A 17779-nucleotide genomic window follows, 5' to 3' on the forward strand; every position below is an offset into this window, starting at 1 on the left:
TTGTGCTTGTTTGTAGTATTAGCCAAATTGTTACTACAAATTAAAATACTAATATAAATTTAAACGAAATTGTAATTTTTTGAATATATGAGTTTTAGCATCTGGATAAAAAGATTGCTATTAATTTCTCTTATGCTCATAACCACTGTAATTATTCTGATCAGTGGGAGAGTACAACTGCAACCAAACAAGCAAATTACGTCAAATCTAGGCTCAGAATCTGCTGCTTGGAGTCCAGCTAATGTTCCTCAGCAAACTGCCGAACACAAAGAAAAACTTCAGTCTTTTTCTCATTCATCAGTCAAGACGACACCTAGCCCAAAGCCTAAGGCACAAATCGAATCAACCAATAACCAACAGAGCAAACTTAAAAATCTTCCTCAATCCTCTTTTCAAATTACTCAAGCTTTTAAAGAGTATAAACCTAGATATGAAATTGCTTTAGCTCACCCAAACAACTACGGAGATCGTCACAGTACGGATATTAATGGCATACCTGTCAACAATCAAGCAATTATAGTACTTCATGAAACAGGCGGTTCTGCATCAAGTGCAATTAATACCTTTCAAGTCCCTCATGAGGATGATGATCGGCAAGTGAGTTATCATACCTTAGTTAAACTAGACGGAACGGTTGTTTATATCGTCTCTCCAGAAAAGCGAGCTTTTGGTGCAGCTAACTCAGTTTTTGACGGGTCAAATGGTTCCGAAACAGTGCAAACTAATTCTAATTTGCCACCTTCTGTGAATAACTTTGCTTATCATGTATCTTTAGAAACACCATCGGAAGGCCGGAATGAACAACCAACTCATGTTGGTTATACTGATGCCCAATATTATTCTCTTGCTTGGTTAATTGCTCAAAGTAGCGTTCCAGATGAGCGAATTACTACACATAAAGCAGTAGATAGATCAGGTCAAAAAAATGACCCCAGGAGTTTTGATTTTGACAAATTCTTTAGGTTGCTCCATTCTTTTCGTCAAGTAATTATCAGCAAAAATTAATATACCTAAATTACTGTCCAGTCATTTCAGCCTGATAAACCTAAACAAGTGAATGATGCACATCTCATCCAAAATTTTTTTGGTCTTGGAGCTTTTTTACAAGAATATGTACTTTGGTTGATGGATTTGTACATCCATCGCTGTTTTGATGCTGTTTATCCAAGCGAGCAGCATGAGCAAGCGCATCCGTAAGTTTTGGCTTTAATATTTTGTATAAATCAATATTACTTTTGTCGTAATATTCTCCTTTTTTGAGGATACATAAGTTTCTCTGTTCTGTTTCTAACTTTTTAACTAAATGATTGCAACTTGTAAAGGGGCTTGTAGTATAGCAATAATGAAGTAAAAACCAAAACTCAAAACATGGAATAGATGTTATGCATATAAAATTATATCCTTGAGCCTTGAGAAGTGCTTCTTTATATTTCTCTGGTTTATTATCCTCATCAAATACACAAAATACTTCATCATATTCTAGTTCACCTGTCCTTTTGCTCTCCTGCTTTTTTTCTTGAACTAAATCATGGGCCTTATCAACAGTGACAAGAGGATCTCCACCAGAAGTAGAAATAACTTCTACTTTAGTTGTTTGAAGTCGCATATCGCGTTTAAGAGCACAGAAATAATTGTATTCTGTCTCTTGACCTTCAACTACAATTAACAGATATTTTCGAGGTTCTTTATTGCCTGTGCGTCGTTCTAATTCATGAATTGATTTACCTCTCTTTAAAGACTTATTAGCAAGCTTTTTAGGCATTTTCTTCAGATACCTAGTCCACTGATAAACGGAATTGCTCCATATCGGCCAAGCAGATAACTTTTTTGTAAGGATTCATCTTTAAGAGGTCGAAAATCCAGCAATGAATATAGCTTGCTCATATTTCTATCTTTTTCAGTAAACCATACCTGATCTTGTCGAAATATTTCTGCATCTAAAAGAGTTGTATCTTGAGTGGCAAATATTAATTGAGCATTATTTACATTAATCATTGAGTCATTAAACATTTTCACTAATGCTTTGGAAAGTACAGGATGCAAACTTCTACCCAATTCATCTACAAGCAAAACTTCTCCTTGCTGCAATACATATAACCAAGGGCCTGCTAGCTCAAACAAACGTTGTGTACCATCAGATTCTTCTTCAATCGCAAATTCTACTTCTCGATCAGAATCACTCATTTTATGAAGAGTTATAGCATGTAATGCGAGAATTTCATCAATATCAATTTCTTCTACTTCTTGAAAGTCTGTTTCTTGTTTAATCAATTGTTTAATAAATTGTTTAGCACCTTCAGGTACGGATTTACTTTCAATTTTTATATCTGAAATACCAATGTCTGCTGCATTCAATAATTTAACAATCTGTTCCCTAAATATACTATTTTCATCACATATTTTAAGTGTAAATCCTCCAACAAGAGAATTTGGAGTAATAATATTTATTTTTTGCTGAAACCATTCAAATATTTCTGTTAACTGAGGATGATTATTTTGTGCAGCATGAGACAAAAACAAAGAATTGGGTCTTACAAATTTTTTGATACGTTCTTTCTCTCCCTTCAATCCTTTACCAAAAAACCATTCATATTCTTCATTAATTTGCGACTCCGATCTATCTGATAAATATCTGCGAGAAAACCAATTTTGCTGACGTTGATTGGGGTAAGCAATTAACCATTCTTCGTAAACCCGTTCTCGGTTTAAAGAAAGACCATATTCGTAACGAATATTTTTGTGAAGAAAAATAACTTCAAAGCAAGTAGGCTTCTTTTCTGACTTAGAATTTAGCCGAAATGGTTCGATCGGAAACTTATCACCAACCTGCATCTTATTCGCTGAATTTACTACAATACTCTTCAGCGTCTGTATAACCCGTAACAAATTACTTTTACCTGAGGCATTTGCTCCATAAATGACAGCGCTTTTGAGTAAGCGCAATCCACTATTAGAGTTCAGTATGGAAAAAGTATTACTATCCAGCCTGGTCTCATCTTCAGATGCTACCATGCTGAAGGTCTGTCGTTCTTGAAATGAACGATAGTTTTCTACGCTGAACTCTATAAGCATGGCTGCTATATTAGTTGGTTATCTACTATATCTCAAAAAATGTTACAAATAGTCAAGATTACATTTGAGAGCTACATTGTAATTATCGGCTAGTGCGAAAACACAGTCATAATAACGTGTATTTATAGCTTATTAGTTAAGCTATATAAATAACTCTACAAATACCTTGCAAGTCAAGGAATATTTCGCCCCTAACGACTAAAACTATAAATTTTCTGTGTTTCCAATTGCTCGCAACAGATAGATGAAGGCAAGGTACCTGGGGAGAACGTCTGCCGATCCAATTGTACTTGCAGATTACTCAGGGGATCGACACCAGGAGAAATAAGAAATTCTAGCTTTTGAATGTAAGGCAAGGTAACTAGATAGTCGAGAATTTGTCCGATCGCCTGCACGTAAGGATGGCTTTTTTGTGTGTACCAATCATGAGTTGCCAATCTTGCTTGGTCAAATCCTAAGTGTACAGTCAAAGATGGTTTGTCAAACAAGGCGATCGCAAGAGGACGTGCTTCTTCCTGTAATAAGAGATCGTGGCTTTTTACTAAATGCCGCAGTTTTTCTAAGCGTTCGTAGCGTTCGGTTACAGCTTGCGGATCATCTTGCCAGTGAATGGCAACTGTTACTAGGTAAGTCTGCAACAGCATATGACCCAACTTTTTCGCTTTTGTCGCCAAATAGTTGGAATTATAGTTATTCGATTCAATTAATAGTGGCACACGGTCAACTACTTCCATGTTGTAGCCTTTAACACCGGCTATTTTTCGGGGATTGTTGGTGATCAAGCGGATTTTATGCACGCCCAAGTCCATGAGGATTTGCGCCCCCATACCGTAGTCTCGTAAATCGGCAGGGAAGCCCAAGCGTTCGTTTGCCTCCACCGTATCCAGTCCCATATCCTGCAAAGAATAGGCTTTCAACTTATTAATCAGCCCAATTCCCCGTCCTTCTTGGCGCAGGTAAACTACAACACCTTGACCTGCATTTTCAATCATTTTCAGGGCGGCTTGCAACTGCATCCGACAATCGCAGCGCAAAGAACCCAAAGCATCCCCAGTTAAACATTCAGAGTGCATCCGTACCATCACTGGCTGATCTCCAAATTGGGAAGGATCGCCCTTGACAATCGCAACGTGTTCTGAGCTATCTAATGTGTGGCGATAGGCGTATATTTGAAACAGACCGAATTGAGTGGGGAGATGGGCAACAGTTTCGCGGATGACAATGCGATCGTGCCGAAGACGGTAGCTAATTAAATCGGCAATGCTAATAATCTTCAAGTTGTGATGTTTAGCATACTCTATTAACTGAGCTAACCGTGCCATTGAACCATCGGGGTTTTGTATTTCGCAAATTACCCCGGATGGATATAATCCAGCTAGTCGGGCTAAATCAACAGCAGCTTCTGTGTGTCCTGCTCGTTTAAGTACTCCTCCTTCCTTAGCGCGAATCGGGAAAATATGACCGGGACGACGTAAGTCTGAAGCTTTTGTACTAGGGTTGATTGCAACTTGAATTGTGCGAGCTCTATCTTCTGCTGAGATTCCAGTAGTCACTCCCAAATGAGGCCCAGCGTCAATACTAACGGTAAAAGCAGTTTGGTTTGTATCTGTAATATTGCTTACCATTAAAGGTAAATCTAATTCATCCAAGCGATCGCCCGTCATTGCTAGACAAATTAACCCCCGCGCTTCTACCGCCATAAAATTAATTGTGTCTGGGGTAGCAAATTGAGCAGCACAAATTAAGTCGCCTTCATTCTCTCGGTTTTCGTCATCTACCACCACAATGACACGACCAGCTTTCAAATCTGCAAGAGCTGTATCAATAGAATCAAATTTAAAGGCTTGGGTTGAATTACTCCTAGACTCAGACACAGATTTTAGCCACCAAATATAAATTTTTCTTACAAAAACTTTATTTTAATTGTACCTTTTTATAGGGCTTGAAAACTATAGAAGTAATGATTTGTCAGCTTTGTCTTGAAATTCGGGAACACTTAACAGGGAACAGTAAAAATTCCACTTTTATTCTTGGTGATATCGGGTACCCCTCTTTATAACTAGCAAACAGAGGGGTGAGGTTTTCATGCCTGGCTGTAAATTTTTTGATTGGAACTATCTTGGTAATCTTTTAATAATTTTTGTGGGCATGAATTACAAAAATAAATGCTGTTTCGCTAAGAAAACTTTTAAGTTTTGAAATTTGCGGCTGATTTCTTTAGTCTAGAGTGTGTTTGCAGCATTTTTCCAACTCTATCCTAGCTTTTTAAACTTTTGCACTACTTGATTTTTTTAACCACTTAGGATAGTTGAGAGCCTACATACTACTACGATACCATACCAGAGTTCAGGAGTTATGGACTCCACAGAAGACAACTAAGATTTTTCCTAATTGTGGGTTGGTTGAAATGACGTAGCAAAAGATTCTATCGCTAAAATTGGGTTTTAGTACTCAAGTGCGATACAACTTTCATAATCTGATTGTGAACGGTTAGCATTAAACCTTCAACCGTCATATATGCTAAAAGCTAATAGCTTTTTGCTGTTTGCAGATTGTTGATACCTAAAAACAAGTTAACCACAAAGCGGATAAGGATTTCATTATCATGGGCAATTTTAGACGCGTACCAGTTGGGATTGTTGGCGCGTCAGGCTATGGCGGAGTACAGTTGGTGCGCCTACTGATGGATCATCCAGAAGTAGAGCTAGTTTATTTAGGTGGTGATAGTAGTGCTGGTAAATCATTTGTGGATATTTACCCGCATCTAGCTCATACAGTGAACCTGTCGGTAGAAGCAGTAGATCCAGAACTGATTGCTAACCGTTGTGAGGTAGTTTTTCTTTCTGTACCAAATGGTTTGGCTTGCCAACTCGCTCCAAAATTACTGGAAAAAGGATGTAGGGTACTTGATTTAAGTGCTGACTATCGTTTTAGCAACCTGGCAACTTACACAGCTTGGTATGGGAAAGAGCGGCAAGATCATACCATTGCTGCCACAGCAGTTTATGGACTACCAGAAATGTTTCGCGATCGCATTGCCGAAGCTCAGTTAATAGGTTGTCCTGGCTGCTATCCTACCGCCAGCCTTCTCGCGCTTTCTCCACTCCTCAAACAAGGACTAATAATTCCTGAAACTGCCATTATCGATGCTAAGTCTGGCACATCGGGCGGTGGACGGGAAGCCAAAATCAATATGTTACTAGCTGAGGCAGATAATTCGCTGGCAGCTTATGGAGTAGCACGTCACCGCCATACACCAGAAATAGAACAGATTTGTAGTGAATTAGCAGGTCATGAAGTCACTGTACAATTTACTCCTCACCTGATCCCAATGGTACGTGGCATTTTAGCAACAGTGTATGCCACCTTAAGAGATCCTGGTTTAGTAAGAGATGATTTAATAACTATTTACAAAGCCTTTTACCGCAACTCTCCCTGGGTAAGAATTTGCGAGCCTGGCATTTACCCCCAAACTAAATGGGCTTGTGGTAGCAATCTTTGTTATATCGGTATAGAAGTTGACCCGCGTACTGGTAGGATAATTGTGATGTCAGCAATTGACAACCTAATTAAAGGACAAGCGGGTCAAGCAATTCAGTGTATGAACATCATGATGGGTTGGGATGAAACTGTGGGGTTGCCGAAGTTGGGATTTTATCCATAAAACAGGGATTGGGGATCGGGGATCGGGTAATTCAATTTTGGATTTTGGAGCAAAGCGATTTTTGATTGGAACTTAATCTAAAATCCAAAATCTAAAATCTAAAATTCCTCATCCCTAGTCCCCAGTCCCTAGTCCCTATTTTGGCCCTAGTCCGACAGCGCCAGCATAAATAGCGCGATCGCCTAATTCATCCTCAATTCGCAGCAGACGGTTATATTTTGCTACTCGTTCGCTGCGGCAAAGGGAGCCAGTTTTGATTTGTCCAGCGCGGGTTGCTACTGCCAGATCCGCAATAGTGGTATCTTCTGTTTCACCAGAACGGTGGCTGATTACTGAGCGAAAACCATTGCGAGTAGCAAGATCAATAGTTTCCAAAGTTTCAGTCAAAGAGCCTATTTGATTGAGTTTAATCAAAATCGCATTACCTGCTTGCAACTCAATACCTTTTTGTAGGCGAGTCGCATTAGTTACAAATAAGTCATCTCCCACCAACTGCACGCGGGAACCCAACTTTTGAGTTAGTGACTGCCAATTTTGCCAGTCTTCTTCGTGCAATCCATCTTCTATAGAGACAATCGGATATCGATCTACTAGTTGAGCTAGGTAATCAATAAACTCAGCCGGAGAGTGAGGTTTACCATCGTAGATGTACTGACCATCTTTGTAAAATTCACTTGCAGCCACATCCAAAGCTAAAGCCACTTGTTCTCCAGGCTTGTATCCAGCTTTTTCAATCGCAGCAACTAGTAATTCTAAAGCTACCTGATTTGACTCTAGATTAGGGGCAAAACCGCCTTCATCACCCACACCAGTGAGTAAACCCTTCTCATCCAAAACTTTGCTGAGGGTAGCAAAAACCTCCGCACCCCAACGCAATGCTTCTCGGAAGGAAGACGCCCCAATGGGGACAATCATAAACTCCTGGAAATCCACATTGTTGGCTGCATGAGCACCGCCATTAATCACATTCATTAATGGTACGGGCAGTAAGTTAGCTAAAGGGCCGCCTAAATAACGATACAGGGGAATATCCAAAGATTCGGCACCAGCTTTAGCCGCAGCCAGAGAAACCGCCAAAATCGCATTAGCGCCCAGATTCGATTTATTCGCAGAACCATCTAGGGCAATCATTGTACGATCTAGGAGTTCTTGGTTGAGGGCATCCATTTGTAACAACTTTGGAGCAAGTACCTCCTTTACGTTTTGTACCGCCTTAAGTACGCCCTTTCCACCATAACGACTTTTATCATTATCCCGCAATTCATGTGCCTCAAAAGTGCCAGTAGACGCACCACTAGGAACTTGCGCCAGTCCTACAGCACCGTTTAACACATGTACTTCTGCTTCTATGGTTGGTCTACCCCGCGAGTCCAGAATTTCACGGGCGACAATTGCTTCAATGGCTGTATCAATCATCAGTCTTTTGTCCTTCTTATGAGTGCGTTCTCACTGCTGAACACAAACATTACAGTTGCAGATCCGACAATCTAGCATAGGCTTTTGAGGGGACAGTATAGGCAGAGATTAACGAAGATTTTTGCTCTAGGGGATTGGGAAGAGGACAAGGTGACACGGGGATACGGAGAAAGATTCTCCCCTTATCTCCCACTCTCCCCCTCCTCTTCCTCCGTGTCCCCGCGTTTTTCTTCCCGTCCTAGTCCCTAACTTTTTGTCTAGGAAACCACAGATAAACATAGATGTACACCGATAAATTAAAGCAATCCCCTCCTACTATGGATGCTAATTCTTCACAAATTCCTCAACTTTTGCGTTTAGCCTAGAAGCTAGCAATCTGTCAACTATAAGTTGCTTTGAGCGTACCTCAGTCAATTTCATCTAGACAGTCAATCACGGGAAAATCTCTTTCCTGTTTCCCGTTCCCTGTTAAGTGTTCACTATTAATAATTCATGCCCTGTAGAGAAAAACTATGACTCAAAATCAAACAGATTCATACATGAAGCTAATGCAAGTCCCCCCTGGCTATCTCAATATTATGGGTTATGTCGATGAATCTGAAGTAAATGGCCCTGGATGTCGTGCTGTGGTTTGGGTACAGGGGTGCTTGCGAGAATGTCCAGGCTGTTTTAATGAAGAATCTTGGTCATTTGAGATTAATCAACTAGTGTCTGTTGACAGTCTTGCCGAAAAAATTCTTAGCAATCCTCGCAATCAGGGGGTAACTTTTTCTGGTGGCGAACCATTCTGGCAAGCTCCTGCACTAGCAACTCTAGCTCGCAAAGTCAAAGCCGCTGGACTGAATGTGATGTCATTTAGTGGTTTTACCTTAGAGCAGTTACAATCCGATTATGCCCCAGCTGGCGCTCAAGACTTACTAGATCAGTTAGATATTCTGATTGATGGCCCCTATATCGATTCATTGGCATTGAATTCTCCTGATTCTCCTGTCTCCTCCAGCAATCAAAGGGTTCATGTCTTCAATCCAGCTTTAGAAGAAAATATTACCTGGGCAAGCGATCAGATAGAGATTCATATTTTTAAAGATGGTAGTCGAATTATTACTGGTTATCGAGGACGGTTGGAATTGGGGGAATAAGGGTGCGTCAGTTATCAGTTATCAATATTTTTACTCTTTAGTGGTTACTGTTAACTGTAAGTTGTATGGGCTTTCTTTCTCTGTTTTTCACATCCCACTCTAAAATCAAGAATTAGTAGTCCAAAAATCTGGAGACCACTATGCGCCTACTACACACGATGCTGCGAGTTGGCAATCTTGAAGAGTCCCTTAAGTTCTATTGTGATGTCCTGGGAATGAAGCTACTGCGGCAAAAAGATTTTCCAGGCGGAGAATTTACCCTCGCTTTTATTGGTTATGGTGACGAAAGTGACAACACAGTCATTGAACTAACTTATAACTGGGGTGTGGACAAGTATGAATTAGGCAATGCTTACGGTCATATTGCCATTGGAGTTGATGATATTTATGCTACCTGTGATCAAATTAAAAATCGTGGTGGTAAGGTAGTGCGTGAACCAGGGCCGATGAAACACGGTTCCACGGTAATTGCTTTTGTAGAAGACCCAGATGGATATAAAGTAGAACTGATTCAAATAGGTACTCAAGGTTCTGCCCTCAGGCATGAAACAGAACAGAAACTTGTGACTCAGTGATTTTGAGGAAACTTTATAGGAGATAAACTTGAGCGTTAAGCAATGCCTGCGCCAAAGGATTTATATACCAAGATTATTAGCGGGAGGATTAGCTAGTTGGAGTATTTTTAGCCAAACCTGTTTACCTTCACTAGCAAACTCTTTGTTACCTCAAAAGCAACTATCCCTAGCAACTGAGTTCAGTTTTTGGCAAGCTAAATTATTACTCCATTCTGACTCTGAGTCTATTAATGTTGGCATGGATTCTGATTTGCGAAATCAGCAAACTTCAGTTTCCGAATTATCTGATGTTAAGCCAACAGATTGGGCTTATCAGGCGTTGCGATCGCTCATCGAACGTTATGGTGTCATCTCAGGTTACGCAGATGGCACCTTTCGCGGCAACCGTCCTCTCAGCCGTTATGAGTTTGCAGCAGCCCTTGCGGCTACCCTAGATCAAGTCGAAAGTTTGATTGCCAATGGTGAGGACGATCGTTATGTCCAAGAAGACGCAATTGTTTTGAGGCGCTTGCAGACAGACTATAGATTGGCTTTAGAAGATTTACAGCAGCGTCTTAATAGAATAGATAGGCGTACAATTGAACTAAATGCAAATCAATTTTCTCCCACAACCAAGCTGCAAGGTCAACAAATTATTGCTCTTAGTGATGGCAGTGATGCCAACAAAACTGTTATCTCCCGTTCCCGCTTAACCCTTTCTACAAGCTTCAACCAACAAGATTTATTAGTAACTCAATTAGAATCTGGCAACAATGGTGGTGATGCCACTGGTTTAGCGCAACAAGAACAGCGTAACCTTTTAGGAGTTAGTGGTTTTATTGCCAATGGTGGTGGGCTTGACTATGCAGAAGTTGAACCTGATGTCAAGCTTAGACGCTTGTATTACACTTTTCGCCCTTGGCAAGATGTAGCATTAACCGTTGGTGCCAAAATGTTGCCGCGAGATTTTATTGATCGCAACAGATATGCTAATAACGAGGCAATAGATTTTAGTTCTAGCTTTTTTTTGAATAATCCCTTAATTGTTCAAAACCAAATTGATCGTAATGGTGGTGCAGGTGCTGCCATCTTGTGGAATCCTGGTGGTGGTAAATTGACTTTGCGATCGCTCTACATTGCTGCCGATGCTAATCTACCCAATGCCAATAATACAGAAGGTGGTTTATTTAGCGATCGGTATCAAGCAAGCGTAGAAGTCGAATACTTACCTAATGATCAGATAGCTTTAAGATTACAATATACAAATGCTTTAATTAATAATACGGATATTAACGCTTTTGGTATTAATGCTGAGTACTCATTAAACCGCAATACAGGCATTTTCGGCCGCTTCGGTTTCGGTAGTTATAATGGATTCAACACTGCCATTAATGAAAATTTAGATTTACATCCCTTCAGTTGGGCGATTGGTTTGGGTACTCGTAACTTTATGCTTCCTGGTACTGTTGCGGGTATAGCTTTTGGTCAACCCTTTGTTAGCGATAATCTAGGTAGCGCCACTCAAACTAATCTTGAGGCATTTTACAATCTCCAACTAAGTGACAACCTTAGTATTTCCCCTACATTTTCACTAGTTACAAATCCTGATAACGATAGTTCTAAGGGTACTATTTGGCAAAGCACTCTCAGAAGTGTGTTTTCGTTTTAAATTGGGGAATGAAGGTTAGGGGCTAATAGCTAGAGGCTAGAAAAAAAGATTTCCTAGTCCCCAGTCTCTAGCCCCTAATCTCAAATTGCAACTGTAGATACAAGCAGATGCGGCCTGATAATGATTGGATAAATATTTAGAACATACTTTCCGTAGTTTAAGATTTAAAATTCCAAATCAAAAATTGTAAAGATGCAGCCTACAGATCCGGATAAATTTACAGATAAAGCCTGGGAAGCAATTGTCAAATCTCAGGATATAGTACGCGCATATCAACAACAGCAATTAGATGTTGAACATTTAATACTTGCTTTATTTCAGCAAGAAAATGGTTTAGCAGCACGTATCCTCAACCGTGCTGGTGTAGATGCTAACCGCTTGCAACAGCAACTTGAAGAATTTGCCCGCCGTCAACCCAAAGTCGGTAGAAGCGATCAACTCTACCTTGGGCGCTATTTAGATATGATGATAGACTTGGCCGAGGAAGCCAGAGTGCGGATGAATGATTCCTATATCTCTGTGGAACATTTACTTTTGGGTTTTGCAGAAGATGAACGCATCGGTCGGCGGATGCTTAAAAGCTTTAATCTAGATACAGCAAAACTAGAGGCTACTATTAAAGTGATTCGCGGTAGTCAAAAGGTAACAGACCAAAATCCAGAATCTCGCTATGAAGCTCTACAAAAGTTTGGTAGAGACTTGACAGAGCAAGCAAAAGCTGGAAAACTCGACCCAGTGATTGGGCGAGATGATGAGATCCGTCGGGTAATTCAAGTATTGTCCCGTCGTAGTAAGAACAATCCAGTATTAATTGGTGAACCTGGAGTTGGTAAGACAGCGATCGCAGAAGCATTAGCACAGCGAATCGTGAATGGCGATGTGCCTGAATCTTTGAAAAATCGCCAACTCATCGCCCTGGATATGGGTAGTTTGATTGCTGGTGCTAAATACCGAGGTGAATTTGAAGACCGTTTAAAATCAGTGCTCAGAGAAGTTACTGAATCTAACGGTCAAATAGTCCTGTTTATTGACGAACTGCATACTGTTGTTGGGGCTGGTTCCGGGCAACAAGGTTCGATGGATGCGGGTAATTTGCTCAAACCAATGCTGGCACGGGGAGAACTGCGCTGTATTGGGGCAAGCACTCTAGACGAATATCGTAAATATATTGAAAAAGACGCAGCCTTAGAAAGACGCTTTCAACAAGTTTATGTGGATCAGCCCAGCGTAGAAAATACGATTTCTATTCTGCGGGGGCTGAAGGAGCGCTATGAAGTCCATCACAACGTCAAAATTTCTGATTCAGCATTAGTAGCAGCTGCTACCCTCTCAGCAAGATATATTAATGATCGCTTCTTGCCTGATAAAGCCATTGACTTGGTGGATGAAGCAGCAGCCCAATTAAAAATGGAGATTACATCCAAACCCGCAGAATTGGAAGCTATTGACCGTCGCGTGATGCAGCTAGAGATGGAAAAGCTCTCCTTAGCTGGAGAGGAAAAAGCGACAATCCAAACTCAAGAACGTTTGCAGCGAATAGAGCGCGAAATTGCTAATTTAACAGAGAAACAGCAGGAATTTAATGGGCAGTGGCAAGGTGAAAAGCTGCTATTAGAAGCGATTAGCACTTTGAAGCAAGAAGAAGAAAAGCTGCGAGTACAAATTGAACAGGCAGAACGCGCTTACGATCTCAACAAAGCTGCCCAGTTAAAGTATGGCAAGTTGGAGGGAGTGCAGCGCGATCGCGAAGTCAAAGAAGCCGAACTATTGAAAATTCAAGCAAAAGGTAAAACTCTGTTGCGAGAACAGGTTACTGAAGCTGACATTGCCGAAATTGTTGCTAAATGGACAGGAATTCCGGTAAATCGCCTGTTAGAGTCAGAACGGCAAAAATTGTTGCAACTTGAAAGTCACCTGCACGAACGAGTAGTCGGGCAAGAAGAAGCGACAGCAGCAGTCGCAGCAGCGATTCGTCGCGCCCGTGCTGGCATGAAAGATCCTAGTCGCCCTATTGGTTCATTTTTATTTATGGGGCCGACAGGAGTCGGCAAAACCGAACTCGCTCGCGCTCTAGCTCAGTTTCTCTTCGATTCGGACGACGCGCTCGTGCGTTTAGATATGTCCGAATATATGGAAAAGCACTCAGTATCTCGGTTGGTAGGAGCGCCTCCAGGATACGTAGGTTACGAAGAAGGCGGGCAACTTTCGGAGGCGATTCGCCGCCGTCCTTACTCAGTGGTACTGTTGGATGAAGTTGAAAAAGCTCATCCGGATGTATTTAATATATTATTACAAGTGTTAGATGACGGTAGAATCACGGATTCTCAAGGCAGAACCGTTGATTTTCGCAATACTGTGATCGTGATGACCAGTAACATAGGTAGCGAACATATCTTGGATATATCTGGTGATGACTCTCAGTACGAGAAAATGCGAAATCGGGTGATGGATGCTTTGCGATCGCACTTCCGTCCCGAATTTCTAAATCGTGTTGACGATTTGATTATTTTCCATCCCCTCAGTCGCACTGAAATGCGGCAAATTGTTCGCATTCAACTCAAACGGGTGGAAAATCTGCTTTCCGATCAAAAAATTTCCTTGGAAATCTCTCCAAGTGCTTGCGATTACCTTGTAGAAGTTGGTTACGATCCGGTTTACGGCGCACGCCCCATCAAACGGGCTATCCAAAGAGAAGTAGAGAATGCGATCGCCACCAAAATTTTAGAGAATACCTTTATTGGTGGTGACACGATTGTTATTGACAAAGGAGATAAGGGGCTGAACTTTAGTAAGAAAAAAGTAGTTACAGTCCCAGCACCGACAAACACAACTCACATATTAGAAGCTTCTCGCGAGTCTTAAAAAGTCAGGGGCAATAGTTATGTTTCCTTCATTGCCCTTGATAAAAGACTAAAATCGCTACACCGTAGTAACGGGCGATTCAAACAGAAGTAGAAATGCGATCCGACTAAAATTTTGTTTTAGCTCTAAGAGGTCATTTGTAAAGTAAATATGAAGTAGGGGAGGTAAAAAACGGTCAGATCTTCTGCCGTTCTATTACCGTTGTGTTAAGGCTATGTAAGGATGTAAGAGTTTAAGATAGTAAGAACTAACCGTAACGCACCAAAATTATGCGGTGCGTTAAAGCAGCGCGTAATTACCCTACAATTTAAGGTTTCCTTTATAAATCCTCACTAAAATTGTTATTTTAGTGAGGATTGAGGGAAACATAATACTTGTATACACAGGATATTTATCTAATCATCAGGTTATACAAGTATAATTTATGCAACTTATTACCTCATTAAGCATTAAAAATCCAGAGTATTTTTCTAAAGACAGGTTCATTAGTTATCATCATCAATTACGTCTAATATCTTCTCTTGGTAGCGAGGTAAATAATATCCTAGAAATTGGTATTTTCAATTCCCTACTAACCGAACTCCTCAAGCTAAATGGTTACAACGTCACTACTGCCGATGTAGATCCCAATCTCAATCCAGATGTAATCTTGGATCTGGCAGCAGACTTCTCATTGCCAAAAGACAAATTTGATGTAATTGTACTTTTTCAAGTATTAGAACATTTGCCTTACGAAAAGTCAGAATATGCCCTTAAAAAACTGGCAGAGATAACGAAGAAATTTTTAGTAATTTCTATTCCTCAAAACACACTCTTTTTGACAATCCACTTTAGATCTTCTTACTCAGTTCGGTCAAGGCATCTATTCATCAATATTCCAAAATTTTGGTTGAGCAATCCACTGTGCGACCAGCATTATTGGGAAATGGGGCTAAAAGGATACTCAAAACAGCGAATATTGCACTCCATTGCCAAAGTCGGGTTAAGTGTAAAACAAGAATTTATTGATCCTACTAACCCATATCATTACTTTTTGGTACTAGAAAAAAATTCAGCAATAATTTAGACACTAGCTTATCCAATCAGAAGTAGGGAAATCCGAATTGGAACTAGGGGGCAAACTATGCTAAATAAAGGAAAAAAACCCTGAGTTATGCCTTTAAAATCCTAATTGTGATCGTCGTATACTTTTGCTTTCTTCGGGTATACTCCTAGATGCAGAAAGTATTAGTGTAGTTACAAAGGTCATAATTCAGATACTTGCATCAAAAAGATTACCGATTATGCGAGAACAAGGCACCATCAGTATTCATACTGAAAATATTTTCCCAATCATCAAGAAGTCTCTCTACTCAGATCACCAAATTTTCTTGCGGGAATTGATATCTAATGCGGTAGATGCGATCCAAAAGCTGAAAATGGTATCCCGCGCAGGAGAGTATTCTGGTGATATTGGCGAACCAGAAATTCAAATTTCCATAGATAAAAATCAAAAGACTCTCTCCATTACCGATAATGGCATCGGCATGACAGCCGACGAGGTCAAGAAATATATTAATCAAGTTGCTTTTTCTAGTGCTGAAGAATTTATTCACAAGTATAAAAATGTATCAGAGCAACCAATAATTGGTAACTTTGGGTTAGGTTTTTACTCCTCCTTCATGGTGGCAAAACAAGTCGAAATTGACACCTTATCCTACAAAGAAGGAGCGCAGGCAGTTCATTGGATTTGTGATGGTTCCCCAGAGTTCACCTTAGAAGAATCATCCCGCACCACTCGCGGTACCACAATTACTCTTCATTTGATGGAAGAGGAATTAGAATATTTAGAATCAGCACGAATTACTAATCTTGTCAAGACTTATTGCGACTTCATGCCAGTACCCATCAAACTAGATGGTGAGGTGTTAAATAGACAAAAGGCACCTTGGCGCGAGTCTCCCAATCATCTGAGTCAAGAAGATTATTTAGAGTTTTATCGCTATCTGTATCCTTTCCAAGAAGAACCTCTATTGTGGGTGCATCTGAATACAGATTATCCGTTTATCATTAACGGTATTCTGTATTTTCCTAGATTGAGACCAGATGTAGATGTGACAAAAGGGCAGATTAAGCTGTTCTGCAATCAAGTTTTTGTAAGTGACCACTGTGAAGAAATTATTCCTCAATTTCTTCTACCAATGCGGGGTGTAATTGACAGCAGTGATATTCCCCTGAATGTATCGCGGAGTGCTTTGCAAACTGATCGCACTGTCCGCAAAATTGGTGACTACATAGCCAAAAAAGTAGGCGATCGCCTCAAGGAACTTTACCGCGATAACCGCGAACAGTATATCAGCGCTTGGAAAGACCTCGGCACTTTTATGAAATTCGGGGTGATGAACGATGAGAAATTTAAAAAACAAATCGAAGAATTCATCATCTTTCGCACTACTGCCAAGCAGCCAGAACAAGCCGCTTCTGAAACTCCCGCAGTACAAGTTCAATCCGAAGAAGGGGATGCTTGGCAAGATGTCACTTCTACAACCACAGAACAGGAAAATCTTAAATATCAATACACAACTCTCAAAGAGTATTTAGAACGCAATAAAGAACGCCATCAAAACCGCGTTTTCTACTGCACTGATGAAAGCGCACAAGCAGCTTACGTAGAACTACATAAAAAACAAGGTTTGGAAGTCCTATTTATGGACTCCTTCATTGACACCCACTTTATCAACTTTTTAGAGCGGGAATACTCAGATGTTAAATTTACGCGGGTAGATTCAGACTTGGATCAAACCTTGTTGGATAAAGACAAAGGCGGAGAAATTGTTGATCCTAAAACCAATAAAACCCGCAGCGAAGTGATTAAAGAGCTATTCGAGAAAGCTCTCAACAAACCCAAGGTTAACATCCGCACTGAGGCTTTAAAATCTGACGATCCGCAAGGAACACCGCCAGCGATGGTATTACTACCAGAAATTCTGCGCCGTCTGCGAGAAATGAATGCTCTAATGCAGCAACAAGCAGCCGAATTTCCTGAAGACCACATTTTAGTAGTAAATACTGCTCATCCATTGATTCAAAATTTAGCAAATCTCAGTCAAGGCAGTATTATTCAAGGAGATGGGGAATCGCCTACAACTGTGTTAGTCAACATGATTTGCCATCACATCTATGATTTAGCATTGATGTCTCAAAAAGGATTTGATGCAGAAGGAATGAAAGCCTTTGTTGAGCGTTCTAATGAAGTACTTACTCAGTTGACAGAAAAAGCTACTAAATAAAGGGTACTGGGAATCGGTGATTGGGGATTGGGAAGAAGACACGGGGACGCGGAGAAAGATTTTACCCTTGTCTCCCCCTCCCCCCTTCTCCTTGTCCTCTTCCTAGCCCCTAGTCTTTAGCCCCTAATCCCTAA

12 protein-coding genes are annotated in these 17779 nt (G+C 40.6%); 8 read left to right on the top strand and 4 right to left on the bottom strand.

Annotated features, from left to right (window positions below):
• The first annotated feature begins 87 nt into the window (after positions 1-87).
• Positions 88-1005 carry a peptidoglycan recognition family protein gene (locus U2718_RS21170; RefSeq protein ID WP_342000629.1) on the top strand — a complete coding sequence of 306 codons (918 nt, stop codon included), beginning with the start codon at positions 88-90 and terminating at the stop codon, positions 1003-1005.
• Between the two features lie 64 nt (positions 1006-1069).
• Here the strand turns inward: U2718_RS21170 and U2718_RS21175 are convergent, their stop codons facing one another.
• From U2718_RS21175 to ribBA, 3 genes are all read right to left on the bottom strand, one after another.
• Complete coding sequence (locus tag U2718_RS21175; RefSeq protein WP_342000627.1) at positions 1070-1762, bottom strand: RloB family protein; 693 nt, start codon at positions 1760-1762, stop codon at positions 1070-1072.
• Positions 1763-1767: 5 nt separating this feature from the next.
• A complete protein-coding gene (locus tag U2718_RS21180; protein ID WP_411813340.1) occupies positions 1768-3072 on the bottom strand; it encodes an AAA family ATPase in 1305 nt (434 codons plus the stop codon).
• Positions 3073-3263: 191 nt separating this feature from the next.
• Complete coding sequence (gene ribBA, locus U2718_RS21185) at positions 3264-4946, bottom strand: bifunctional 3,4-dihydroxy-2-butanone-4-phosphate synthase/GTP cyclohydrolase II (protein WP_342000622.1); 1683 nt, start codon at positions 4944-4946, stop codon at positions 3264-3266.
• 731 nt (positions 4947-5677) lie between these two features.
• On the opposite strand from ribBA, the gene argC reads away from it, so the two are divergent.
• Positions 5678-6736 carry an N-acetyl-gamma-glutamyl-phosphate reductase gene (gene argC, locus U2718_RS21190; RefSeq protein ID WP_342000620.1) on the top strand — a complete coding sequence of 353 codons (1059 nt, stop codon included), beginning with the start codon at positions 5678-5680 and terminating at the stop codon, positions 6734-6736.
• Positions 6737-6871: 135 nt separating this feature from the next.
• Here argC and eno read toward each other — a convergent pair whose 3' ends face one another.
• On the bottom strand, positions 6872-8152 hold the full coding sequence (gene eno, locus U2718_RS21195) for a phosphopyruvate hydratase (RefSeq protein ID WP_342000618.1): 1281 nt from the start codon (positions 8150-8152) through the stop codon (positions 6872-6874).
• A 512-nt stretch (positions 8153-8664) separates the two neighbouring features.
• Between eno and U2718_RS21200 the strand changes: the two genes are divergently transcribed.
• The 6 genes from U2718_RS21200 (at position 8665) to htpG (ending at position 17645) form a co-directional block, all read left to right on the top strand.
• Positions 8665-9291 (top strand): 4Fe-4S single cluster domain-containing protein, encoded by a 627-nt coding sequence (locus tag U2718_RS21200; protein WP_342000616.1) that lies wholly within the window; start codon positions 8665-8667, stop codon positions 9289-9291.
• A 140-nt stretch (positions 9292-9431) separates the two neighbouring features.
• Complete coding sequence (gene gloA, locus U2718_RS21205; protein WP_342000614.1) at positions 9432-9866, top strand: lactoylglutathione lyase; 435 nt, start codon at positions 9432-9434, stop codon at positions 9864-9866.
• 28 nt (positions 9867-9894) lie between these two features.
• On the top strand, positions 9895-11514 hold the full coding sequence (locus U2718_RS21210) for an iron uptake porin (RefSeq protein ID WP_342000612.1): 1620 nt from the start codon (positions 9895-9897) through the stop codon (positions 11512-11514).
• A 192-nt stretch (positions 11515-11706) separates the two neighbouring features.
• Positions 11707-14376: an ATP-dependent chaperone ClpB gene (clpB, locus tag U2718_RS21215; RefSeq protein WP_342000611.1), complete on the top strand. Its 2670-nt coding sequence runs from the start codon at positions 11707-11709 to the stop codon at positions 14374-14376.
• A 424-nt stretch (positions 14377-14800) separates the two neighbouring features.
• Positions 14801-15442 carry a class I SAM-dependent methyltransferase gene (locus tag U2718_RS21220; protein WP_342000609.1) on the top strand — a complete coding sequence of 214 codons (642 nt, stop codon included), beginning with the start codon at positions 14801-14803 and terminating at the stop codon, positions 15440-15442.
• Between the two features lie 217 nt (positions 15443-15659).
• On the top strand, positions 15660-17645 hold the full coding sequence (gene htpG / locus U2718_RS21225) for a molecular chaperone HtpG (RefSeq protein WP_342000607.1): 1986 nt from the start codon (positions 15660-15662) through the stop codon (positions 17643-17645).
• Positions 17646-17779: the final 134 nt, after the last annotated feature.

Origin of the sequence: Chlorogloeopsis sp. ULAP02 (assembly GCF_038404745.2) — a bacterium.
Taxonomy (GTDB): domain Bacteria; phylum Cyanobacteriota; class Cyanobacteriia; order Cyanobacteriales; family Nostocaceae; genus Chlorogloeopsis.